Origin of the sequence: Brevundimonas sp. P7753, from assembly GCF_013386595.1 — a bacterium.
GTDB classification, from domain to species: domain Bacteria; phylum Pseudomonadota; class Alphaproteobacteria; order Caulobacterales; family Caulobacteraceae; genus Brevundimonas; species Brevundimonas bullata.
In genome coordinates, this window is the sequence record NZ_JACARP010000113.1 from 333 (window position 1) to 959 (window position 627).

The window sequence follows — 627 nt, forward strand, 5'->3', positions numbered from 1 at the left end:
GCGGTCGCGACCGTGTTCGGGTGGGCGCCGCCCGAGTAGTCGAAATCGGTGCGCATGGCGCTGAACAGGCGGCTGGTCTGGACCGGGTCGCCATAGACGATGGTCTTCTCATAGGGACCCATGGCGCTTTCGCCGCCCGCCTCGGTGCGGTCGGCCTGGGCGCCCTCGGCGTATTTGCCGAGGTCGGAGACCTCCTGACGATAGAGGCTGGCGTAGAGGTCGGGCTGGGTCTTGATGGCCTCGGGCAGGGTCAGGCTGACCTTGGCGTAGGGGGTGGCGCTTTCGTATTTCAGCGGGCCGTCCGCCTGGGCCGTCGCGGCGGGCTTCGANNGCCGCGACGGCGACGGTCAGGAGGAGGGCGCGGAGCGGGACGCGGTACGAGGTCATGCGGAGTTCCTTTTGGGAGGGCTCGATCAGGAAGCTAGGCCGTTGAACGCGATGGCGGCCAGAAGGATCAATCCCGCCTCGCGATTTGATTTGAACAGGCGCAGGGCCAGGGCGCCGTCCTCGGGCTTCAGCGCCTTGACCTGCCAGGCCAGGTGCAGGGCGTAGGCGGCCAGACCGACATAGAAGACGGGGCCGAGACCGGCGACGAAACCGGCGGCGCCCGCCAGCAGGACGGCCAGG

At 68.8% G+C, this 627-nt stretch carries 1 pseudogene; it reads right to left on the minus strand.

Annotated elements, in window-relative coordinates:
- Positions 1–413: 413 nt before the first annotated feature.
- Positions 414–627, minus strand: a pseudogene (locus HX774_RS17430) (4-hydroxybenzoate octaprenyltransferase); the annotation flags it as partial.